The following is a 22,756-nucleotide window of genomic DNA, read 5'->3' as shown; positions in this document are numbered from 1 at the left end:
TGTAATACGCCCATGAATAAAACTTCCACTTTCATTCTTAGCGCCTGTTTTAGCGTTCCTCTTTTTAGGCTTACTCTCTGGTGAAATAACATTTTAATCTATCAACCGTTTTGGTCAACTGCCCTCTGAGCTAAGATTGATGCCAGTTATATGTCCATATAAAAAAATAATATTGATCCTGTTTTAGTAAACAATTGATACTTACTAATGTAAGCAGTTTAGGATTTACTTTCCTGCTGAAGTCATCTTCATTTATCCTCCAAACACCATCTTCTATCTGCTAATGCTCAAATTTTTCTTCATGTTTTCGGGCGGAATTTAAGATTAAAATAGGAAAAGAAGATGAGGATGCGCAGCCGAAACATATCCCGTTTTGGAGTGGTATGAGAGAGTGTCGCGTTGAAAAGATAGAAACTGATTTTGCGATCGATACCGTCAGGGATCATATGTAAAAGCCTTGCTATTGAGACAATAGAAGACAATAATGGATCTTAATAACCTAAAATACAGAAGAGAGTGGAAAAGGGGTATTTAATATGCAGCTGACAATACGAGCGGTGGGAGAGAAAGCACAGGTTCTGTCGCACCTGCTGGCGAAAAATCCAAACAATGTATACGAGCGAAAACAAAAAGGGCATCTAGTACGCTTTTTTTATCGTCTGTTTAAAGAAAAAGAGGTAGAGGCGACGATATTTGTCACACCTGATCCTATTGAATTATCAAATAGCCGTTCCAATCCATACGATATTACTCATTATATTAATGATCGTGAATTTGCAGTGAGCAGCATTTTTTGCTCATTTATCCGCAATGCGCTCGGTACAGCGTTGAACGGTCAGCCAAAAGAGGAATATGCTGAATGGGTTCATCATCCGTTTGATCTTCATGTAGAGTTTGGCCCTATTGTTTCATCGCTTTCCGACAAGCAGATGCATGAGCTGTTTGATCCACTTGGCTTCAGTGTGGATATTACATATGGAGAAACAGATTACAAAGCAAAATTAAAAGACCGCAGTACGGCCCGTTTTCTTTCAATACGCGGAATAAAAACATTACGTGATACACTGCGCCAGTTATTTATTCTGATTCCTGTAATGGACAATTATAAGCATTATTACATTGATGAAAAAGAAATTGAAAAGCTGGAGCGCTACGGGAAAGGCTGGCTGGAAGATCACCCGATGCGGGAGTATATTTACCGTCAGTCACTTCGTTTTAAAGACTTGTACAGTATGATTGAGAACAAAGAAGCAGTAAAAGAGGCAGTAAAACAAGAGAAAAAAGTGCGGCTGAATGACTTAAGATATGAGAAAATTATTAATCTTGTTAAACAGGTAAAGCCGAAAACTGTCGTTGATTTCGGATCCGGTGAAGGAAAGTTAGCAGTCCGGCTTGGATTTTTGCCCGGAGTGGAGGAAATCCTGGCAGTGGAGCCTTCTGAATCTGCTTCTTTGCAGGCGATCCGCCGATTTGAAAAAGTACAAGAGAAAATCGGCTTTGTTCAGCCTACTTCTATGTGGGGATCGCTTTTTTATTACGATGAGCGGTTAAAAGGAAAAGATGTGATTATTCTCTGTGAAGTCATTGAGCATATTGACGAACACAGGCTTCCTAAAGCTGTTGAAATGATTTTACATGAATATAGGCCAAACACCTTCATTGTCACAACGCCTAACCGTGAATATAACGAAGTCTATGACATGAACGAAGCTCTTCGCCACACCGATCACCGCTTTGAATGGACAAGACCTGAATTTGAGTACTGGTGTAAAGAACGAAACAAAGATCAAGCCTACGAGCTTCGGTTTGATGGTGCAGGAGAAGAGCATGAGCAGCACGGTTTTCCGACACAAATCTGTGTATTTACAAGAAAGGGGGCGGGAATATGAACATTTCTTTGCCGCATGCAGGCATAGTTCTGCTTATTGGTCCATCAAACAGCGGGAAATCAACGCTTCTCCAAACAAAGATTGACCAGGGGGAAATCAAGCAGTCGGAAGTAATCAGTTCGGATGCCTTTCGGCTGCTGGTGAACGACGAGGAATTTATGGAGTGGCGTGATCTGTCAAAAGGTGAAGTACTTTATGCTAAAGAATTGTACCAAAGAGTATCACAGGAAGCGTTTGCGATGATGGATGCGCTTATTGAAACAAGATGCCGTTTAAATAAGTTGTCGATCATTGATGCAACAAACCTTCATCCAGACGACCGGAAGCGGTACGTGGACATTGCCAGGAAACATCATCTGCCGATCACAGCGATTCTGTTGGATACAGAAGAATCCGTTTTGTTAAATCGGGATGAAGCGCGAAAGCATCCACGAGGAAAGCGCCGGGTCCGGCAGCAGTACCAAACATTTAAACGGGAAAAACACTTCGTCAAAAAAGAAGGCTACAAGGCAGTATATACTATTAATACAACAAAAGAAATACATGTACATCGCCATTCGAATCCTTTGGAAATCGATATCGGTCAGGGCATTGATGTGATTGGTGATATTCATGGCTGCTTTGAGGAAATGATTGCGCTGCTTGAAAAGCTGGGTTATGTGAAAAATGAACAGCATTTTTATGTTCATCCCGAGGGGAGACGCTTTTTATCGCTCGGCGATATTATGAGCCGCGGGCCAATGTCACTAGAGACCATGCTGTTTTTCTGCCGGCATGTAAAGGAAGGCCTTGCTTATATGATCGACAGTAACCATGGTTGGAAGATTGCCCGCTGGCTCGACAAGCGCAAGGTTACACTGTCCCATGGGGATGAGCGAGTGAAGGAAGAACTGGATCTTTTCGAAGTACAGAACGGAAAAGAGCAGACGGAAGAAATAAAAAATGATTTAAAAGAGTTTCTATTGAAAGCACCATCCCATTATGTCTTAACGAGAAACGGGTCTCCGGTTCTTGTTTGCACACATGCGGGGATTAAAGATGAATTTATAGGCAGGCAGTCACCTGCTGTGCAGGACTTTTGCCGGTACGGTGATACGGATGGATTGGATGAAAAAGGAAAGCCTGTACGAAAAGATTGGTTTACGGGTCATAAGCAGCAGACTCTTATTGTTTGGGGCCACGATCCGAAGCCGCGCCCACTCGTGATAAATAATACAATTAACATTGATCAAGGCGTTGTGTTCGGCGGAAAATTGACAGCATTTCGTTATCCAGAGAAAGAATATGTTTCTGTCCAAGCAAAGAAAGACTACGCAGGGGTATTGGATAACCCGCTGACAGAGTGGGAAAAAGCCCGGTTAAATCCCCCAAACATCGGTGCGTTTCTGAACGGCTACAGCGTACTGACAAAAGAGCTGGGAGAAGTTCAAGTGGCGGAGAGTATCGTAAAGCCGGCTATCGATGCGGTATCTCATGTAACAGTCCCGATTGAGCAGCTTGTCTATATCCCGCCAACGATGAGCCCGACACCTGACACCTCTGCTGAAGCTGGTTTTTTAGAGCATCCGGCAGAAGCATTTCGGTATTACCGGGACCACGGGATTACTAAGATGATTGCGGAGAAAAAGCACATGGGCAGCCGGGCTGTCTTGCTTCTGTTTAAGGATTGCGAATCCTCTAAAAAACACATAGGAATAAATTCGCTTGGTGTGATTTATACAAGAAGCGGCCGGCGCTTTTTTAGCCGTGAGCAGGAAACGGAGCTGCTGGCAAAGCTATGCGCTGATTTAACCAAAGGCGGCTATTTCAACAATTATGAAACCGACTTTGTTTTAATGGACGCAGAGATCATGCCATGGAATTTAAAAGCGAAAGAATTGATTAGCAGCCAGTATGCCCATGTGGCAGAAAATGCTGTGCTGGATCGGACAGCATTAGTTGAAAAACTCGGCATCTCACATGGAAATCAGGGGCAGGTACAGGACTGGCTGAGAGAGTATGAACAAAAGCTTGAGAACGCTCATACATTCAAACAAGTTTTTCAGAAATATTGCTGGGATGTCCAAACAATGGACGATATTCAAATTGCTCCTTTTCATATTTTGGCTCATAGCGGAAAGACCTTTTTTGATCAGCCGCATATATGGCATATGGAGATGAATCGTTTGCTCGCCGGCATGTCTGACTATTTCATTGAAACAGACTATAAAGTGATTACAAGCGAGGATGATGAAAAAGAGGTAATCAAGTGGTGGGAGGAAATGACAAAGGATGGGCACGAAGGCATTGTAATCAAGCCGGAATTCTTCGTTGCCCATGGTAAAGGAAAGCTGATACAGCCAGCAATCAAAGTGAGAGGCCAGAAGTATCTGCACATCATTTATGGAATGGATTATTTAGAGCCTCAAAACCTGGAGAGGCTGAAAAAAAGAAATACTGGCAAAAAGCAAAAGATGGCACTGAAAGAATTTGCACTTGGGATTGAAGGCATTGAGCGATTCGTTAACAAAGAATCCATTGAACGAATACACGGATGTACACTGGCAGTGCTAGCTCTTGAATCGGACCCCGTTATAGATCCAAGACTTTGATTCAATAATAAAGGAATTGTCCTCAAATCCCTTTGAGATTAAAATTTTATAAAAAACAAAGCCGGTAACGTTGATTTCACAACAGTTCCGGCTTTGTTTTTTCATATTTATGGTTGTTTTCATGCTCTTTATTTTAATATGCTCTGCTTTTCTCTCGTTATTTCCCAGCTCAACAGTATCAGTTTGCTGCTGGCTATAAAGACAAGTAATAATTCTTTGCGATTTCCCTTTATTGACTGTTGAGTTGTGCGAAAAATCCGTACCGGTTCACGAGGTGTTCCGGCTTTTTGTCTTTAAAAAAGGCTTTTCCATAAAGAATATTACTTTGGCTACAGGTAATTGAGAACGTTCTATAACATTGCAATATTACCTTATGTAGCCATTTAAACAAGATTGATTATTCGAGAATTAACAGACTATGTTAGAATTACAGAAAACAGGGGTGCCAAAATGAGCAAAGATAAAGAAACGCCTGAAAGAACAAGAGAAAGACTAAGACAAGAAGAACTAAAAAGAAATCCAACTGGAAATATGAATGATGCATTGAATGAAAACCTTGCTGGTTTAGCAGGGAGTTTAGGTTGGAAAGGTCTCGGCATTCTAATCCTTGTAATTTTAATAGGCTTTGTCTTGATATCAATATTTTTCAAATAAGAAGGCCTCTTTTTGAGGTTTTTTATTATGCACTTTTTAAGGTCTCAACCGTAGTACAATTAGTTTTCGATCCGCTGAATAATCTTATATTCAATTAGGTGAAGAGCTTCTTGAAGGAAGTTATACCGTTATGCGGTAGTTTAAATTTATAATCAAACCATTCTTAACAGAGCCCTTGTGGTTTAAAATACCAATCTCCCTCACTTTACTAAGTGCTATTATTTGTAGCAGTTCATTTTTCTTGAATAATGCCTATTATCAAAGTGGCTCCAAATCAGCTGCGGCAATCTTTTTTTGTACATAGGGCATTAAAATGCGGAAAAACTTTCTGAATTCTGTCTTCTTATTTACTGCGGCAATTGTATGTATTTATTTATCAATTCTGGCACAATATTAGTAACGCTTATTCATTTCTGTTTGTATATTGAAATTGAAGTCCCAGAGAAGCTGCTCAAGCATAATCAATGAGTAAAAGCCGTATCAGTATGTTAACTGATACGGTTTTTACTTTAGAAAATTCATTACTTGTTCTTTACCTTTCGCAAGCCTGTCCGCTGTTATCACAGTCACACTTGTTGTCATAAGCTTGGTGGTCTTTTTTCACTCCGTTTGTATATCTCCTGCATAGATTTGTATCAAAAATGACGTGTGTTTTGAACCGCCTTGTGCGCTTTTTCAGCTGTTCAATACTAGTGACGCTGACATGCCGATGACCAGTCGCTTGATTTTAGGGTTAATGGATTTGATTTCTTAGGTAAAAACTGGTTCGCTATTGACGATGAGAGGATAGTCTTTTTCTCATTCGCTCAAAATGAAACAATCAATATGCAAAGAGCCTCCATGTTATACGGGGCTCTTGAGAAAAAACAAAGGTATGTTATAACTTGGGCTCAAACGCAATCATGAACAAACTTTAGAGAAAGTTTCTATTTGGATAATATGTATTCACTAAAAATAAGAGAATCTTATTTGAAATTTTGGATAAGCGATTCTGCTTCATAAATAAACTGGTCCAATTGCTTTTTAGCTTTTGCAGCATCCAACATGTTTTCCGAGCGGATTGTCTCAATCTCTTCTTGTTTTAATGACCGCAATGTTTCAGCAAGAAGTTCTAATGTGGGGATAGCGCCTGAGTCGAAAAAGAAAGACGGACGATCGGATTCAGCAGGCTCCGATTCCTCCTGGAACTTAATTCCCGTTAGGGTTGAATAACAGGGCAGGCAAAAAGGTTTTTCATTTTCTTTTAAAACGGCCTGACTTGTATGGCAGGACACGCATAATGTGACAGACATTAAGGGACAACCTCCGTATTCAATTGTTATTTCATGAGTGTAACAGATTCCTGTTTTGCCAAGAAAGGGTAAAGCCTCTCATTTTCAGTAAGGAAAATTAACTATAACGAACAGAAGAAAGGAAGGCTTAGTGCGTATCCATGCCATTTTTCACAGGACGTCCGCTTTTATACCGCGTTAAAAAGAAGGCATCTTAAAGTGCAATGTTGAAACATAAATAAAATTATAAGGAAACTATTTTGTGGCTGCATCCATCTTTTGTCATGCTGTCGGGATACTTTGCGGAGTTCAAGCCGTTTTTAAACGATTCTTTTTTTAATGCAGCACTAGCTGCTTATGCCGGAGAATAGGTTTTACTATTCATTAAATTATGAGTAAAAGCCGTACCAGTCATCTTGCTGGTACGGCTTTTTATTTATTATTTTAAATTCAGTGGAATAAAAAATCACATAAAAAATTACAATTGTTTACTATGCAGTTTTATTCAGGAAAATAAATAGAAGAAACAACTAAAAATGATGAAATAATTAGCTATGATGAACAATGAAATCTTACTAATCATAGTTTAAGATGATTAAGAGATATTTAATGTTACTTTTTATTACATAAAGATCATCGAAATAATGTAAAAGGGAGAGAGGCAGATGAAGAAAGAAAAAGTGAAAGTTCCTTTTTATAAGGGATTATTCTTTCAAATTATGGTTGCAATTGTAGCGGGGGTTTTAGTCGGCTATGCATTTCCTGATATTGGTCTTGCTTTAAAGCCGCTGGGTGATGGTTTTGTAAAACTGATCAAAATGATTATTGCTCCGCTAGTGTTTAGTGTAGTGGTGGTCGGGATTGCCAAAGTGGGGAATATTAAAACAGTAGGCCGAATTGGTGGTAAGACACTGCTCTACTTCGAAATTGTAACAACTCTTGCCTTGATTATCGGAATGGTTGTTGCAAACCTGATGAATCCTGGTGAAGGTATGAATGTAAATCCTTCGACGTTAACTACAGAAGCAGTAGAAGAAAAAACCCAAGGATCTGAATTGCCAAGTGAAGCTGAATTTTTAATGAGTATTATTCCTGACAGTGCGGTAGGTGCCTTTACAACAAACTCAATGCTGCAGGTTTTACTTATCTCCTGCCTGTTCGGCTTTGCGCTTGTTCATGTAGGCGGGCGTACAAGTGAAACGATTCTTGATTTACTAGAAAAAGTGAATGAAGTCTTGTTTAAGATTATGGATTACATTATGAAGCTGACAGCAATTGCCACTTTTGGTGCGATGGCCTTTGCCGTTAGTCAGTATGGAATGGGCACACTTTTATCTTTTGGTAAGTTGTTTATTGCAATGACTACTGCGTGTCTTGCTTTTATTGTCGTATTAGCTATTATCACACGTGTATTTTTAGGCCTAAACCTTTGGAAAGTAATTGTCTATATTCGTGAGGAAATTATGCTCGCTTTTGCAACAGGATCTTCAGAAGCTGTCATGCCGCAACTAATGGACAAGTTAGAAGACGCGGGCTGTAATCGTGCGGTAGTCGGGCTGGTTATTCCAACTGGTTATTCTTTTAACTTGGATGGTGCTTCCATTTACCTGTCACTTGCCTTGGTGTTCCTTGCGCAGGCGGTGGGGATTGACCTAAGTTTAATGGACCAGCTTATGATTTTAGGAGTTCTTTTATTAACGTCAAAAGGGATGGCCGGTATTCCGGGATCTGCATTCGTAGCGCTGTCTGCAACCGCAGCTGCCACAGGCTCTATTCCTGTTGCAGCGGTAGCACTGATGCTTGCTCCAGACCGCTTTATGGGTAATTACCGTACAACTGTCAACATTATTGGCTATGCAGTAGCAACATTTGTCATCGCACGCTGGGAAAGACTGCTCGATATAAAACGTGCAAAAGACGTTTTGGCCGGCCGTATTGAAATTGAGCCTGTTAGTATGAAGCCCAAAGCGTCCACCAGCGATTTACCTTTAAAGAATTTCAAATAAATAATGGATAGAGATCAATAATAAGGGCTTGCTTACTTGTGGAGCAAGTCCTTTGTTATTTGCTGATATTTTTGGAGGCTGGGTATTTAAGTATTCATTGCTGATGCAGCTTTACTTGGTTGACTGCTTAATTTTATTGTTCACATGCGATGCCATCTTTGCTCTTCTTTGCATAAACATCAAGAGTTTCAGACCTGCTATGCGCGACAGCTTCTTTTCTGAAACACGGCTTTAAAAACAAGGACAGAGTAAATTAATCAAATTAATATAACATGCTATACAGGCAAGGAGAATTAATTTGAGCGATTTTGCAGAAATACCGAAGCCGCCAGGCAGAAACTCCAACACAGTCACCAGCAGAAACGCCAGCAAAAACTAAATAACTATTTTAACTTGATTCTTTTAGGCCTGCTATCCGTTATTGATAGCGGGTATTTTTTGTGGAGTAAGGAAAGCAAAGCTAAAAATGTAGCAAAGGTCATTTTAGTAAAACAATGGAATGGCCTAACCAGTACTGCGAAGGTTGCTTTCGTGAAGGAATATAGCGAGTTTGGAAATTTTGAAAGGAGATGAGGCGGCATGAGATCAATTCAAGTATTTAACCGATGCTGCAGATTATTTAATCGAGCGCATCGGAATCATCATTGTCTTTAATAACACATAAAAGAACAGGAGCTATAGAGGCTTGAAAATATTATGGAAGTGATGTCTAATCCTCAGCCAGCCACTATTAACATAGAGATCAGCGGCAGTTTAAAGCTGAAGGAACATGGGTCAAATGGAGAACACGATAAACACTGTACAAAATTCAATAATAGAACCTGAAAAATAAAAAGGTAATATACCTTACTTTTCCTGTTCGCATTCCAGCAATGCTTTGCTCAAAAGTTGAATGTCATTGTGGATGAGTTCCTTAAGGTTCTCATCTTCACATTTATGATAGTCATCCACAAGACGGCCAATCTCAGCAGAAAAAATGATGAATAAATCTTCCAGAGTGAACAGCTCCTTTCTATTTTTGAGTAGCTTGTTTCATTCCAGGTGTATTATGCATGAATACGTGTGGAACTTTTACGAGGAAACAAAAGCTGAACATTGAAAGAGATAGATAAGTCAGATGGCAAAAATGATCGTTGAGTTTCTTGAATGAAAAGTATGGAGAGAGTGGAAAAGGAGGTTGAGTTGGTTCATTACATTTGCAGTATATGGAGAAGCTGGTTGCGTCAGGCTGGCCAAGAGCTCCGGCTTTTCGTGGAAAAGTTCAAATGTATGGTCCACAAAAATCAAGGAGTGCGTAAAGCTCGCTGCTTCCCAGCGCTGACCCGTTCAGCTTCTAGAAGGTCCATTGGAAATACTGACCGGGTATTCGAGCCAGCACTGAAAAGCTTCAGAAAAAAGAAAGCAGCCACAGCAGGTCATTTAGGTAGATGACAGTCAGTTTATTGATTTGAGGGTTTCAAAGTTTGATAGTGTCACACCGTGCGTTGCAATCACTATTGAATCAATTGAGCTGCAGCAAATGCAATTTAATCATTTTTTTCCCAATAGTAGCCGAAGGTGATAGCAACTGAAAAAAGGAGGAACATAAAAATCCACAAAGCGGGGTTCATCGTATCAGCTCCTTGCAAGTATTAAATGGCTTTGGTCTCTGGCTGAGCGAAAGACTTAAAACCTGAAAATTGGAAAATGAAATAGTTTCTTCGAATTAAATAAAAGGGGCGGCAGGACAATTAAGGGCAAGAGAGTGGATAAGAAGTGACAAAAGTAAAAACAAAAAAGCGAAGCATTTTAATAAAATCGTTTATCTTTGTCTTTGAGTTTTTGATTATTGTCTTTTGAAGACTCATCGTTTGATTTAAAAAAGGATTTGGATCTTCTTGATAGGAAAATGACCGAAACAATGAAGCTTACCGTTAAAACAGCGGATAAAAACCATCCAAACAGTTCAATGGGATGCATGTTTTGGAAACCTCCTTGTAAGGAAATCTTTGAATTATTTATTTACCCATTTAAAAGAAAATAAAGCGTTATTTTTTAATTTAAAACATAACAAGACGTTTAAATAAACGGGGCAGGCTTGCCATTTTCGGAGGGAGGTTAGGTCTTTGTTAATGTTGGAGACAAGCCTCTCGCCCCGAAGAAAGCTTCTAGAGCGAGGGATCGGGCGGGGAATGGCAACAGCAGTGGCGTACAGTCGCGGTGAGTAAGGGAAAACGCTAAAATCGTTCCTTAACTAAAAAGAAGCCGTGTAAAACGACTTCTTCATAAAAATTAATACATTGGATACTGTCCAGGCATCATATGAGGAGCGTTGTTATCGTGGCTCTGAGGCATCATATGAGGAGCGTTGTTATCATGGCCCTGAGGCATCATGTGAGGAGCATTGTTATCATGGCCCTCCCCCATCATATAAGGAGCATTGTTATTGGGTGCCTCAGGCATCATATAAGGAGCATTGTTATATCCTTCAGGCATCATTTGGGGAGCTTTGTTACATCCGCATCTTTTAGGCATTCTTTTGGGAGCATGGCTGCGCCCTTCAAGCATCATGTAATGCTGTTCTACCTTCATTACGTACTGAAAATGTTTTTGATAATAATACATGTGCTTTTGAGGATCTACATACTCGTATTTTTTCGCGAGCAGTCCATATAAGCTTGCTTTTTCTAAAAGATCCTTTAACATTTCATCCATTTTCATTAAAAATTCCCCCTTTTAACTTTACCTTAGTAGGGTATTCACTTCATTTTATGTTGTATAAGAAGATTGCCTGCTTTTGCATAATAAAACGGGAGATTGAGGTTTTTAAGAAGGAAGCGATATGCTGAAAGGCGCGTATATCGATTTTGGTGCATCACTTTTTCAGGAATATGCGGCTAATATTATTGTGAATTTTTTGGTATGCTCAGCAAAGAAGAGACTTTTATTTTAAAGTGCTGAGCAGATGATATATCCTCGAGATGTTGAATGATGATTTATATAAAGAAAGACCTCACAGGTGCCGTGAGGCCTTCAAAACTTGGTTAAGTACCGCAGTCGTAATATGCACCTGTTTACAGTATGCCCAATAGGTAGCCTTTTAAAACTTTTCTTTCCTGGCAGGCAAGTTGACAGGCAGCAAAGATGCAGTCTTAAAGAGATGACGAGAAAAGAAAAAGGAGATTTAAACAAAAAAGCCAGGGGGGCTCTGACTGTAAATAGCAGGGTTATGTTTAGTTTATGATATTTTGTCAGAAAGCGAACCCAAGCTATCGTGAGTAAGACTGCTGGTTAGTATGTCGCATGGAACAATCCTTGCGCGAATAGCTAAACAGCATCAGTTTTAAGTTCCTTAAAAATCAACAAAATACCGATTGCGTATACGATAGAAGTGGCCAGGGGTACAAGTGTAAATGCCTGCTCAACAAAGTAACCACCTAAAATGAGAGCGGAAGAGCAGGTGCCTAATGTGATAAACAAATAGGCCTTGCTTCTATAGATCCACATGTAAGGGAGGAAGTGCGAGCCTCCAAGCAGGCCAATTGTAAAAGGAAGGTATTCAGGCATATGTCTATACACAAGGATAAACACAGGAATAAAAAAAGTCTGGGCAGCTGCAATCATACCGCCTAAAACACTAAGTGGATTATCGGTTGATAATAAATGGATATTCATCAGTTTACATAGCACCAGACCAAATGGAAACATCGCACTCATACCTAAAATCCATATCAAGCAGACTGGTTTAAAGGGCAAGACAAAGGGCAGAAAGGTGAATAACAAAAAAATGATGGAACCAGATAACAATATGGGAAATCCTTTTTTGGCTGCCAGGATCATATCGGTTTGAAACTGTTCAAGTGTTTTATTCAAGTAGTTCACTCCTTACGCTGACATATTAAGACCTGTCTATAATGTGCTATTGAATGCTTATATTTTTTATGAACTTTAAAGGTTAAATCATTAATGGGATATTTTCAGGTTGCATGAAAAAGCAGCCGGGCCGGGGAGCCTGACTGGAAAATGGTGACGAGCTGTCGGAGTTGGGTTTGGGTTGTAACAGTATCATTATGGGCCGTTAGATGAAAATTTATACAAAAAAGCCAGGAAGGTTTCCGGGCTTCAAGGTCGATACGAAGTGTTAGGAATGAAGAGGGTGCTATTATTTAACGCCCTGATATTGGTCATTTCCTATACTTGGAGAAATTATGTGAAATCAATGTTCTTGCTTTATAAGGAAGGCAACTAATAGCTATAAATACACCGTTACTAAGATTAAAACTCACTTGCGAAGCATGATAGCCTAACACGCTGAATGGGATTCCTCATCTTTGGGGACAAATAAAACAAACAAAGTTATATAAGGAAACACTAAATGCGAAGCATCGGAGGAGCAATCTTGAAAGTGATACACTGGTCTCTGGTATTTGCAATTGCTACTTTTTTTGCAGTAGCCGAGTACACAAAGGCGAATATTAATCCTGTAGGTGTATCAGCATCTATCGCAACCGCCGTCGTAATTGGAGCATTTGTAAAGCCATTCATTAAGTAACAGGCAGCAAGAAGAAAAGAAATAGTGGAGAATGTGCGTAAAAAAGAACAGCCAGAGGGGGCTCTGGCTGCACGGTGTGGATATTACATGAGAGAGAGGAGTCTCTCGCTACCGGTCAGGATGGACAAGTTCGGCATATTTTATCCAAGCCAAATAAAAAAGCTTATAGATAGGTTAATCAAGTCTACAGGCTTTCTTGAAAGTAGATTAGTCAGCAGCTCCCAGCTTTTCGTTTGTTTTTCTGCAATAAGCGGATTTCTTTAACTCTTCAACCGTTATGAAGACAGGTGCGAAAGGCAGAAGCTGCTAATTTATTGACTGGCTTTACATGGACAACTTCCGAGTCCATTTTTCGTTTTGTTTTCATACTGTATCTTCTTTTTGAGTCCTTGTGCAATATGATATGAGAGAGCAGCTAAGAAAGAAGGGAATCACCTCCTTTTGACGAAATGTTAGAAAAAGGGGGAGCGCGCAATGGATAAAATCATCTATAAAGTCAAACTGCAATTCGATAAAGACAATAGTGAGGTTATCGAAGTCAAAGGTCCACCCGGCAAGGAAAAAGTGGTATTGAAGATGTTCACGGATCATGAAGAGAAATGGATTATTGACGAAAACAACCAGGCGATTAACTTGAATTTAGTGACAAAGATTTCATTTGTAAAACCGGTCGGTATAAAAGGTGAACCGGCAGACATGTAATGCGGGAAAAGATAACTAGCATCCTCCGGGGTGCTTTTTTCTTTGTTCAAAAAATCTTTGAGGTAAAGGTAATGTAAATTGGCGGACTGGGATGATAGTAAATCAAAGCGGGTAAAGTAAAAAACTAAATAAGTTAGCTATTAGGACAAGTAGTGTTTGAAGGAAGTTGGCCGCTTTAATCGAAATAAACAATAAAGGTAAAGGAGGGTTTCAGATGAAGGTAGAAGTAAAATATCGAAGATTTGATATGAAAGAAGGACGGTTAGTACCTAGTCTCAATTATTCCTACGAAATAGTGGAAATCGATAATCAATCAATCGGCGACTCAGCAGAACTGGCAGGAGACGCCTTAAGTAGGAAATTGTACTTAAGTAAAGATCGGTTTGAAGTAATCGAGAGCAGACCTGTCTGAGTGTACAACCGGCTTTCTCGCTTGGAAACTTAAAAAGAACATATGTATATCAAGAGAGGTAATCTTCACGTATCCCTTTCCTAAATAAAAGCAGCCGTCGTCTTGTCGGAATTTGATGAATGATTTTTATTGGATTTTAGCGCTTCCTCCTGCAATATACAGGAGGGAGAAAATGGGAAAATGAATGAGAAACAAACAGAAATGAAAAAATACATTTCACAGCTAGAGAAATTCAAGGAATTATGCAATATATTTTCACGCATTACAGCCGTGTCTGCTTTACTTAGTGAAAAGAATATTGCAACGGAAAAAGAATTTTACAGGGAACTAAACAAATTTATAAAAGAAAAAAGAGAAACAATTGCATCTAAATAAACGGGTGCTATTTTTTATATACGAATAAACAAAGCTCTTGGCGAAGGAGATCAAGCAGGAAATCATTCTTCTATTGCCGAAATGTAAATAAAAGGAGACGATGATATGGCTAAACAATCGGAATTGACCGCAGAAGAAATGAACAAAATATTAAAAAACCTTGAAATTGACCAGGGGACGAAAAAGCTATTGAAAACGTTAATTTTGGAAAAGAACAAGTTCATTTCCGATCGATTGGTATCTAAAAATGGCTCACTCCCCCTGTAACGCTTAATTAATAGTGGGAAGAATATACTTAAAATATAAAACAAGCGAGCAGCCTTCGGGGTGCTTTTTTCTTTATTCCGGAAATACACAGGTTTTAAGACACTTACTGGCTGCTTAAGGCGCCCGGCTTTTAAGGTACACATGAAGACATACACCATTCTAACCAGATTGCTATACATACCCTCTAAAATGGATTAAAGAGAATTATTTGTAGTAAACTCCATATTCCACTAAAATCAAATGAAAGTGTTTTTGTTTATATTGAAAAGCCAAACAGGAGGATTGAAAAATGACGTTAGGCCCGCGTGTCTTCAAGACAGGCATTGCTGTCACACTATCACTATACATATGTTATTTCCTAAACCTTGAGCCAGCTGTTTTTGCAGCGGTGGCAGCCCTTTTTACAATTCAGCCATCTATTTACCGATCCTGGCGGCAGCTGCTCGATCAGGTAATGACCAATACCATTGGCGCTGCGATTTCCCTTTTTTCTATTTACTTTATAGGGGACAACCCTATTATCATCGGGGTGTTGATGATGCTCGTAATTTCATTAAGCTTGAAAATGAAAATGGAAAGCACCATTCCACTGACACTCGTGACCGTACTGGCAATTATGAGTACCCCGGACAATGAAAATGTCGATTTTATATTGAATCGATTTTTGATTATTTTAGTTGGTATTGGATCTGCTTTGGTCGTGAACCTGCTGATTATACCGCCAAACTATAAAAAGAATTACCTTGAAAAAACAAGAACGGTTTTTCAAAATATGTCACTGCTGCTGCGTACGGCCGTGTCCAATGAATTAACGGAAACATCTTTTCAAGAGCAAAGTAAAAAGCTTCAGGATGATATTCGAAAGTTGGAGGACTTGTTCAAAATGTTTGATGAAGAGCGCGCCAAGCTCTCCAAATTAAAGCCGGTGGATGTGCGGGAGATTGTCCTATTTAAGCAAATGCTCAAGACGCTTCAGCAGGGAGAAGAAATACTGGAAAATATCGAAGAACATTATTTCCAAAGCGGGGCAAACGAAGCAGAGGATTATTTGTTTGATACTCATATTGAACAACTAATTAAATATCATGAATATTTATTTTTAAAATATGAAGGGAAAATCAAGCAACAGGAAAACGATCACGAACTAAAAGAAATAAAGGAAAGCGCGGCTTTTTTTGAACGGGCGCTGGATATTTATAAGCAAAACAAAGATCAAAAATTTCGCTTATTGATTATTGCTTCTTCCATCGTTGAATATTCTTTTCACCTGCAGAGGATGGACCAATTAATCGACCAATATTACAAGGTAAGAAAAAATTGAGGAAAAGAGCAGCCGCTGTTCATAGCGGCTGCTTTTTTATGAATTCATTTTTATACACTAGAAAAATGGGGTTTAATCCTGGTTATTTGTTTTAAAAGAAAACAATAAATTGCTTTAAGAAGCTTTTATTTTTTAGCGGAAAAGCTGGAGGATTTCACTTTATAGAAAAAAATCATTACTTAAACTAGCATAAATATTCAAAAAAATGATTGTCAAAACATGTCGACTGAACTATAATCAAAATATCAGATGTGATATTACATAACGCGAACTTGGAGGAAAAGATGACATGACAGAAACTCTTATTTCAAATACAACAGAAGCAGCTTTAGAACAAATTAAAGAAACGATTAAAATAAAAAGTGTAGATTTACTTCACTTACAGTTTGTAGATATCGAAGGAATCTTAAAGCATGTCACTGTAACAGCTGAACAATTAGAAGATGTCGTAGAAGGCAAAATGATGTTTGATGGTTCATCTATTAAAGGTTTTTCTGCTATCAACAATTCAGATCTTTATCTTCAGCCTGATCTATCTACATTTGCGGTTCTTCCTTGGACAGAAGAAGATGGCTACGCGGAAGCACGTTTTCTTTGCTCGGTCGTAAATCCAGATGGTTCTTTGTTTGAAGGAGATACACGTAACGTTTTAAAGAAAACAGTTGACCGTGCAGCGGAATATGGCTACACGATTTCAGTCGGACCGGAATTAGAATTCTTCTTGTTCAAAGCAGACGAAAACGGAAACCCGACTACTGAACTATCAGATAACGGCGGTTACTTTGAGCCATCTCCAAAAGATCTTGGTGAGCGCGTTCGCCTGGAAATTTACCGTGCATTAAAAGCAATGGGCTTTACAATTGAAGCATCGCATCATGAAGTGGCTGAAGGCCAGCATGAACTTAGCTTTAAATATGCAGATGCATTGGGTGCAGCGGACAAAGCAACGACATACAAGTGGGTCGTTAAAACAGTTGCGAAACAATATGGCTTACATGCAACATTTATGCCAAAACCAAAGTTTGGAATCAATGGTTCTGGTATGCACGTGAATATGTCGTTCTTTAAAGGGAACGAAAATGCATTTTTTGATCCTTCTGATGCTTTACAATTATCAAAAGAAGCGTACCACTTTATTGCGGGTCTATTAGAAAATGTGAAGAGCTTTGTTGCAGTAACAAACCCATTGGTAAACTCGTACAAGCGTTTAGTTCCTGGCTACGAAGCACCTTGCTACCTTGCTTGGTCTGCGTCTAACCGTTCTGCTCTTATCCGTATCCCGGCGAAAAAAGGCCTTGCCACGCGTGTGGAACTACGCTGCCCGGATCCATCTTCAAATCCTTACTTAACGTTTGCTGTTATTGCTTCTGCAGGCTTGGATGGAATTGAGAAAGAACTAGAAGCGCCAGCGTCTATTAATGAAGATATCTTCCATATGACGGAAGAACAAAGAGCGTCTTACGGAATTGAAAGTCTTCCTGGCAGCTTAAAAGAAGCAGTAGAAGCTCTGGAATCAGGCGATATTGCAGTAAATACACTAGGGGAACACGTTTATAACGAATACGTTTCTTTGAAAAAAGCAGAATGGGACAGCTACCGTACAGCCGTTCATGGATGGGAAATCGAAAATTACCACGCTAAATTCTAATCAAAAGCGGGCTTTTGCCCGCTTTTTTTTGATAGCTCTTCATTTCACCTTGCTGGTAAAATGGAGGGCTGTTTTTCTTTTTCTTTCCTCGGGTGGAGGAGGAAAAATAACTCATTCATTTCTAACTTCAGTGTTATACTGATAAAAAAAGGACTTTAGAAACGAGAGGTCAATGATGAAAGTAGCAGTGACGGGGATGGGCGTGCAGCTTCCAGGAGCGGACAGTGTAAGCCGTTTTGCTGAAATGCTGGCTCAAAATATTTGTCCCTTGCAGGTTGTAAGAAATATAGGAACGCAAAAACACAGAGATTTAGTTATGGGTGTGATTGATCATGAGATACTGAGTGATCCTTTTTTTAAAAGGTACTCGAGGATAAATAAACTGGCCATCGCCGCAGTGAAAGAGGCATTTAAAGGTATCCATATAGAAAATCATCCAGGTAAACGCATATCTGTGATTTTTGGGACATCTGTAGGCGGGCTCACAGAAATCGAAGAACTCGTGGCATCCGCTGCACAACAAAACCTGCGGCGTTATCCGGTGACGGGTGTTACGCATGGCAATATTGGGTCACTTGCGATGGGGATTGGTTCATACATAAAAGCCAATCATCTTCAGCTGACGCTTGGAAACACATGTACTGCCAGTACCGATGCTATTTTACTCGGAAAACAGCTTCTTGAAAGTTATTCCACGGACATATGTGTGGTAGGGGGAGCAGATTCTTTAATTAATCGAACGCTCGTGTACGGTTTTTTAAAACAAAGAGGTCTTGCTGTCGAAGAAGATGTACGTCAGGCAGGTATGCCGTTTTCAACATCGACTCAAGGATTTGTTGTGTCCGAAGGGGCTGGGGCGCTTGTATTGGAGCGGGAAGAAGATGCTGTGCGAAGAGGGGTAGACATTTATGCTTTTATCGAAAAAGGCTTTTCCAATCATGATAATATTTCAGTGTTTCAATCCGATCAAACCGGAGAAAACATGACTCAAGTGCTGCGGGAAATATGCGGCAGCCGCCTGCCGTCATACGTGAACAGCCAGGCTTTAGGTTTAGAGGAAAATGACCGGGTGGAGGCCGCTGCTTATCGAAACTGCTTCGATGGCAGTGTTCCTATCACGTCTATAAAAGGGCTGTTCGGCCATACCTTCGGAGCCTCAGGCGTAACGCAGGCGATTGCTTCCATGATCAGCATACGGGAAGGCTTTATTCCTGCTACATATGGAACCGATAAAAAGAGCTTTGAATCACTGCCGATTGTAACCGAAAAAAAAGAAAAGCCGGTTTCCTCGGTTGCGGTGACGACACACGGCTTTGGGGGAAGTAACACAGGGCTGCTTATTACAGGATAGGCGGCCTTTGTTTTACACAACGACGACTGATCCGACTGAATCTGCAGGCTTTTTCATATCGAGCGGTTTAAAAGGGGAAGGACGCTTCTGAAGACTCGGGTAATAATTTCACGAAAAAGGAGATAATAAAACGGGAAGTAAAGCAGAATTGCCCGGTTCGAAGAAGGAGATGATAAAGTGGAACAAAAGCCAGATTCACTTCAACCAATAAACGACAGTGACATTTGCAATGAGCTGCCTCTACCGATGAGTGCACCGGGACAAAAAAACCTGGCAAGTGAAGTGTATAAGCATTTAAAAAAGAGAGCGGAAGATTTTGATAACAAACTGGATGGCACCCAGGGGGTGGGTGTGAAACTGATTCCTTCCGGGCAGTCGGTTACTTTCCAGGTCAGGGCATTAGGTTATTGTGATCCGAGTTTAATCATTTTTGATGGCGTTACGGAGAGTGGACTGGAAGTGCAGTTGATTCAGCACGTATCGCAGCTTAACTTTTTGCTGATGGCCATGCCCCGGCCGAACCCTAAAGAACCAAAAATTCCACTCGGTTTTATTCAGTAAGGCAAAAGTCACTTTTATAGGTGGCTTTTTTTGAAGCTTTGGGAAAAAAGGGGTAAACGCCATAAGAGGCGCTCGCTTTACCCTTCTTTATTCTTTTTTCCATCATTGCTTTTATCTATGCCTGTCGCGTTGTTAACCGCTTGAACAATCAAGTTAAACCCTTGATCCATGGTTTTAACCGATTCATCTTTCTGTCCCGTTTTTTTTGCCTGCTCTTGCTTTTCCATGTTGTCACCTCCTCTATATAGAGTTTGTTGAACGCCCGGAAATATTCGGAGGTGCTGCAGGGAAAGAAGGGAAAAGATAAGTTTATGTTGGATAAACACGCAAAAAAAGCCGGAAATTCTTCCGGCTCTATAAATAGTCAGCTCGTTTGAAGCTGATACTCAATAATTAATTTATCTAATTCCTGGCTGTATCCTAACACTTCCTCACTTCCGAATCCATAAATAGCAGCAGCGAGAATCATTAGATGGCGCAGTTTTTTAATTTGGAATGATAATTCTTCAAGAATTGGCTGGTTCGTATCCATATGCATTCTCCTGTCAAAAAGAATAGGAACTAACTTGATTATAGGATATTTTGCATAGAAAAGAAACAGTTGTTTGTGAGGAAATCTGACGAAAGTAATGGAAAGGGCCTGAAGTAACATTCACAAGAAATGTGAGGAAAGAAAAGTAAAATTAAACGCTGGTCATCCAGGCGGGATTTATTTTATCCTCGGTTCCTCTACTTTTAGCTTTCCTGTGTGCATACTTTCTAAAATAGGCTTTCCGTCCTTTGACTCCATTTTCAAGATGCCATACTGCCGTTTGATTACCCCTTTTTTTAAATCAACTGGCGCTACAATAAGATGGCCATTATACTTTCCTACCACCACCTGGCGGGGTTCCTCTGTCGTTACGTAGTAAGCCGTTTTAAAATAAGCTTGAAAATAGCCGAGCGCGCTGCTTAACATTAGCACTCCGATTCCAGCTGATATATACCAAACCGATTGATTGTGTGTACCTGAATTTTTTCGCCTTACAAGATAGGTGATTTCAGAGAAAATAAGCAGAAATACAATGATCGTGCCGATTGTTAGAAGAAAGGTAAAGGCTTTATCGTATTCCGATGTCACAAAAAAATCAGTGGATTTAGAAAGCACAAGCAGAGCTGTAATAAGGAAGGAAAAAACGAAAAGGATTTTAGTGTACCATCTTTTTGAATACATTTTTGAATAAGCTTCTGATGAGGAAAATAGGGAAATAAACTGTGCCAGCAAAAGGCATAAAATAAGCAGGTAAAATAAGGTCCCGGTGAAGTTAATCAATTTAATTTCAATCAGTTCAGCCGGCACTCCGTAATATCTGAATTGACTTTCCGTATAAAAATACATAAAAGCAACCGACAGAACAGAAAACAGGCTGAAAACAACAGTCAGATCTGCTCCATCTATAAAAGAAAATAAAGGGAAATTCTTTTTTTTGGCGGTTTCCTGCTTTTGTGAGTTTCTCATTGAAACGCCCCTCCTAAAAAGCCAGCCGCAAAAAAGCGGATACTGGATAATGGCATATGCAGCACTTTTATCATATGAATCCGCCGTTATTTGTTGCTTTTCTTAAGCACTGATCGATGAATATAGCTTGGCTGCAGCGGTGATACTATCCGCTCAAGCTGTGTACTGCGCCGCTGTGTGGCCGAAGTAGAAACGTACATGGAAACCTCGGTAAAGAAAGGATGAAAAAAGTGGGCAGGAACGGAATCGATGAGAAAGCTGCTGTAAATGGCGGAGAAAAGATAAGGAAAGCGGCAGACTATGAGTGAAGCAGTTCCTTTTAATGAATCACTCGTTCAGTACTCATCCGGCTGGCAATGGGACGACAAAAAATACTGGGGAGAAGCGGGCGAGATTATCGGTGTTGTACCGGATCATATTGTAATGGGAAAGCCGCATGATCAACGTTCAACGGAGTATTGGTTTTACTTTGCTGCCATCAGCCGGTCCCTCACCGCTGATTTCGTGCAAAAGAAAAAAAGAGCCCTAACGTCAGATGAGGAAAGAGCGTTAAATGACCGGGCCAGAGAGATGATGAAAGAATCTATTTTGCACAAAACTCCCGTGAAAATGCTTCTGGCCAGGTATGAAGTGGCCAATCCATACAGACCGCCCGACCTCTCCGGATTAAAAGTAGTCGAATACCTGTCGCCAGGCGCGGCTCACTGAATAAAAGTATTTTGTACAAAAAAAGATAAACTGAACAGCAAGAGAAAGAAAAGAAGCGAAAAAAGCCGTATCAGCGATTCAGCTGATGCGTCTTTTTTTGTATACAACAGCCGAATTTATTTCTTTGCAGGCGGCTTTTTTTGTTCGATCAAGTCCATCGCGAAAAGAAAGCTTCTTTTTTCTGCCTGTGTTACTATAAAAGAAGAGAAAAAATGGAGGTTTTTTGTATGAAAATGTCTGTGACCCGGGGGCTGGCAGAATTGAAGCTGCTGGACAAGCGTATCAAGACAGTAATGAACTCGGCTGCATTCGTTGACTTCGCCATCGGTGAAAAAGCGGTGAACGGATACACATCGAACAAGGAATATGAAGATAAAGTGCAATCAGCTTATCAGTCTGTGAAAGATTTGATGAAACGACGCAATGATATTAAGTCTGCGATTGTTCTTTCCAATGCCATGACAAGGGTGAAAATTGCAGACAAAGAATATACGGTAGCGGAAGCCATCGAGCGAAAAACATCTATCCAATATGAAGTGCAGCTTATGCAAAAAATGAAAAACGAGTATACAAAAGCGGTAAACAATATTCAAAGAATAAATGAGGAAGTCAAAGAAGAATTGAATCGAAAGCTCGATGCTTTGTATGGACGCGAAGCAAAAACGAAAGTGGACGAAAACAATGAGCTTGTGAAAAGCTACCGAAACGATAACGAAGCTAAAATGATCGATCCGCTGAAAATCCGCCATACATACGAGAAACTGGAGCAGGAAATTGATGAATTTTTATCAGAAGTCGATTTTGTCCTGTCTACCTCGAATACTTTGACGGAAATTAAAGTGCCGGAATAAGATAAAGCGGTTAGTCAGTCGAAAATCAGCAAAACTAAACAGGTGCCGGCGGCTTTGGCCTTACAGCCGCTAACTTTTCATTCATCCATTTGAGGATACAGGGAACTTAAACGCGAGCGA

General features: G+C 40.0%; 22 protein-coding genes. 15 read left to right on the top strand and 7 right to left on the bottom strand.

Annotation, left to right across the window (positions count from 1 at the left end):
* Nucleotides 1-536 precede the first annotated feature (536 nt).
* The 3 genes from L2D08_RS07430 (at nucleotide 537) to L2D08_RS07420 (ending at nucleotide 5,134) form a co-directional block, all read left to right on the top strand.
* Entirely contained in the window at nucleotides 537-1,889 is a 1,353-nt protein-coding gene (locus L2D08_RS07430) for a 3' terminal RNA ribose 2'-O-methyltransferase Hen1 (RefSeq protein WP_242233117.1), read from the top strand.
* Entirely contained in the window at nucleotides 1,886-4,480 is a 2,595-nt protein-coding gene (locus L2D08_RS07425) for a polynucleotide kinase-phosphatase (RefSeq protein ID WP_242233116.1), read from the top strand. Before L2D08_RS07430 ends, L2D08_RS07425 begins: the two co-directional genes overlap by 4 nt.
* A gap of 450 nt (nucleotides 4,481-4,930) precedes the next feature.
* On the top strand, nucleotides 4,931-5,134 hold the full coding sequence (locus L2D08_RS07420; RefSeq protein WP_242233115.1) for a DUF6366 family protein: 204 nt from the start codon (nucleotides 4,931-4,933) through the stop codon (nucleotides 5,132-5,134).
* A 965-nt stretch (nucleotides 5,135-6,099) separates the two neighbouring features.
* On the opposite strand, the gene L2D08_RS07415 is transcribed toward L2D08_RS07420, so the two are convergent.
* Nucleotides 6,100-6,426: a hypothetical protein gene (locus L2D08_RS07415; RefSeq protein WP_242233114.1), complete on the bottom strand. Its 327-nt coding sequence runs from the start codon at nucleotides 6,424-6,426 to the stop codon at nucleotides 6,100-6,102.
* Between the two features lie 644 nt (nucleotides 6,427-7,070).
* Between L2D08_RS07415 and dctA the strand changes: the two genes are divergently transcribed.
* The gene (dctA, locus tag L2D08_RS07410) at nucleotides 7,071-8,411 is read left to right on the top strand and encodes a C4-dicarboxylate transporter DctA (protein ID WP_242233113.1); all 1,341 of its coding nucleotides are present in this window, start codon (nucleotides 7,071-7,073) and stop codon (nucleotides 8,409-8,411) included.
* A gap of 1,788 nt (nucleotides 8,412-10,199) precedes the next feature.
* Here dctA and L2D08_RS07405 read toward each other — a convergent pair.
* The 3 genes from L2D08_RS07405 to L2D08_RS07395 form a co-directional block, all read right to left on the bottom strand.
* Nucleotides 10,200-10,370: a hypothetical protein gene (locus L2D08_RS07405; protein WP_242233112.1), complete on the bottom strand. Its 171-nt coding sequence runs from the start codon at nucleotides 10,368-10,370 to the stop codon at nucleotides 10,200-10,202.
* Nucleotides 10,371-10,682: 312 nt separating this feature from the next.
* Nucleotides 10,683-11,111, bottom strand: a complete 429-nt coding sequence (locus L2D08_RS07400) for a hypothetical protein (RefSeq protein ID WP_242233111.1) — start codon at nucleotides 11,109-11,111, stop codon at nucleotides 10,683-10,685.
* Between the two features lie 606 nt (nucleotides 11,112-11,717).
* Nucleotides 11,718-12,272 (bottom strand): DUF7010 family protein, encoded by a 555-nt coding sequence (locus tag L2D08_RS07395; RefSeq protein WP_242233110.1) that lies wholly within the window; start codon nucleotides 12,270-12,272, stop codon nucleotides 11,718-11,720.
* A gap of 493 nt (nucleotides 12,273-12,765) precedes the next feature.
* Between L2D08_RS07395 and L2D08_RS07390 the strand changes: the two genes are divergently transcribed.
* The 9 genes from L2D08_RS07390 (at nucleotide 12,766) to L2D08_RS07350 (ending at nucleotide 19,579) form a co-directional block, all read left to right on the top strand.
* Entirely contained in the window at nucleotides 12,766-12,942 is a 177-nt protein-coding gene (locus L2D08_RS07390; RefSeq protein WP_242233109.1) for a hypothetical protein, read from the top strand.
* Between the two features lie 474 nt (nucleotides 12,943-13,416).
* Nucleotides 13,417-13,644, top strand: a complete 228-nt coding sequence (locus L2D08_RS07385; RefSeq protein ID WP_242233108.1) for a hypothetical protein — start codon at nucleotides 13,417-13,419, stop codon at nucleotides 13,642-13,644.
* A gap of 214 nt (nucleotides 13,645-13,858) precedes the next feature.
* A complete protein-coding gene (locus tag L2D08_RS07380; RefSeq protein ID WP_242233107.1) occupies nucleotides 13,859-14,056 on the top strand; it encodes a hypothetical protein in 198 nt (65 codons plus the stop codon).
* A gap of 180 nt (nucleotides 14,057-14,236) precedes the next feature.
* Nucleotides 14,237-14,431: a hypothetical protein gene (locus L2D08_RS07375; protein WP_242233106.1), complete on the top strand. Its 195-nt coding sequence runs from the start codon at nucleotides 14,237-14,239 to the stop codon at nucleotides 14,429-14,431.
* A 105-nt stretch (nucleotides 14,432-14,536) separates the two neighbouring features.
* Nucleotides 14,537-14,698 (top strand): hypothetical protein, encoded by a 162-nt coding sequence (locus L2D08_RS07370; RefSeq protein WP_242233105.1) that lies wholly within the window; start codon nucleotides 14,537-14,539, stop codon nucleotides 14,696-14,698.
* Between the two features lie 289 nt (nucleotides 14,699-14,987).
* Nucleotides 14,988-16,019 carry an FUSC family protein gene (locus L2D08_RS07365; RefSeq protein WP_242233104.1) on the top strand — a complete coding sequence of 344 codons (1,032 nt, stop codon included), beginning with the start codon at nucleotides 14,988-14,990 and terminating at the stop codon, nucleotides 16,017-16,019.
* Nucleotides 16,020-16,308: 289 nt separating this feature from the next.
* Nucleotides 16,309-17,667 (top strand): glutamine synthetase family protein, encoded by a 1,359-nt coding sequence (locus tag L2D08_RS07360; protein WP_242233103.1) that lies wholly within the window; start codon nucleotides 16,309-16,311, stop codon nucleotides 17,665-17,667.
* Between the two features lie 175 nt (nucleotides 17,668-17,842).
* On the top strand, nucleotides 17,843-19,018 hold the full coding sequence (locus tag L2D08_RS07355) for a beta-ketoacyl synthase N-terminal-like domain-containing protein (RefSeq protein WP_242233102.1): 1,176 nt from the start codon (nucleotides 17,843-17,845) through the stop codon (nucleotides 19,016-19,018).
* 177 nt (nucleotides 19,019-19,195) lie between these two features.
* Nucleotides 19,196-19,579, top strand: coding sequence for a DUF6173 family protein (locus L2D08_RS07350; protein WP_242233101.1), 384 nt, complete (start codon nucleotides 19,196-19,198; stop codon nucleotides 19,577-19,579).
* A 77-nt stretch (nucleotides 19,580-19,656) separates the two neighbouring features.
* On the opposite strand, the gene L2D08_RS07345 is transcribed toward L2D08_RS07350, so the two are convergent.
* The 3 genes from L2D08_RS07345 to L2D08_RS07335 form a co-directional block, all read right to left on the bottom strand.
* On the bottom strand, nucleotides 19,657-19,806 hold the full coding sequence (locus L2D08_RS07345; protein WP_242233100.1) for a hypothetical protein: 150 nt from the start codon (nucleotides 19,804-19,806) through the stop codon (nucleotides 19,657-19,659).
* A gap of 137 nt (nucleotides 19,807-19,943) precedes the next feature.
* Nucleotides 19,944-20,111: an aspartyl-phosphate phosphatase Spo0E family protein gene (locus L2D08_RS07340; RefSeq protein ID WP_242233099.1), complete on the bottom strand. Its 168-nt coding sequence runs from the start codon at nucleotides 20,109-20,111 to the stop codon at nucleotides 19,944-19,946.
* Between the two features lie 177 nt (nucleotides 20,112-20,288).
* The gene (locus tag L2D08_RS07335; protein WP_242233098.1) at nucleotides 20,289-21,077 is read right to left on the bottom strand and encodes a hypothetical protein; all 789 of its coding nucleotides are present in this window, start codon (nucleotides 21,075-21,077) and stop codon (nucleotides 20,289-20,291) included.
* A gap of 300 nt (nucleotides 21,078-21,377) precedes the next feature.
* On the opposite strand from L2D08_RS07335, the gene L2D08_RS07330 reads away from it, so the two are divergent.
* Entirely contained in the window at nucleotides 21,378-21,785 is a 408-nt protein-coding gene (locus L2D08_RS07330) for a hypothetical protein (RefSeq protein WP_242233097.1), read from the top strand.
* Nucleotides 21,786-22,012: 227 nt separating this feature from the next.
* Nucleotides 22,013-22,636, top strand: a complete 624-nt coding sequence (locus L2D08_RS07325; protein WP_242233096.1) for a hypothetical protein — start codon at nucleotides 22,013-22,015, stop codon at nucleotides 22,634-22,636.
* Nucleotides 22,637-22,756 lie beyond the last annotated feature (120 nt).

It is taken from the genome of Domibacillus sp. PGB-M46 (assembly GCF_022668875.1).
In the GTDB taxonomy this organism is placed as follows: Bacteria; Bacillota; Bacilli; order Bacillales; family Domibacillaceae; genus Domibacillus.
The sequence above is the reverse complement of the archived record's forward strand: the minus strand, read 5'-3'. Positions and strand labels throughout refer to the sequence as shown.